This window comes from Mesorhizobium sp. M8A.F.Ca.ET.161.01.1.1 (genome assembly GCF_004792105.1).
Taxonomy (GTDB): Bacteria; Pseudomonadota; Alphaproteobacteria; order Rhizobiales; family Rhizobiaceae; genus Mesorhizobium.
The window spans coordinates 1-308 of the sequence record NZ_SRTD01000369.1 but is presented as its reverse complement, the minus strand read 5'-3'; the positions used below and the strand labels follow the sequence as shown (position 1 = coordinate 308).

The 308-nt window shown below is 61.4% G+C and carries 1 protein-coding gene; it reads right to left on the bottom strand.

Annotation, left to right across the window (positions count from 1 at the left end):
- Positions 1 to 308, bottom strand: a 308-nt coding sequence (locus EN804_RS36115) for a glycogen/starch/alpha-glucan phosphorylase (protein ID WP_135922402.1), incomplete at both ends; no start/stop codon positions are given.

Here is a 308-nt window from a genome sequence, read left to right as displayed (position 1 = left end):
GGCCGGATGTGTATCGTTTAGCTGGATCGAGACCTTCTCCGGCAGCGAAGTAAAATCCGGATATTGCTGCAGATGGCGGCGCAGAATGTCCTGCAAGGAGGCGGAGGAGAAGAAGAATTCCTGCCGCAGGCGCAGTTCCTGACCGGCAGGCGTCGCGTCAGCAGGATAAAGAACCCGCGTCAGGCTCTCCGCCTTGTTGCTTTCACGCAGCGCGCCGATGTGGTCGCCAGCGTTGAAGGCAGCCAGCAGAATAGGATCGATCGGCTGTGCCGACCAGAGGCGGAGCGTATTGACGCGGGTGCCGCGCC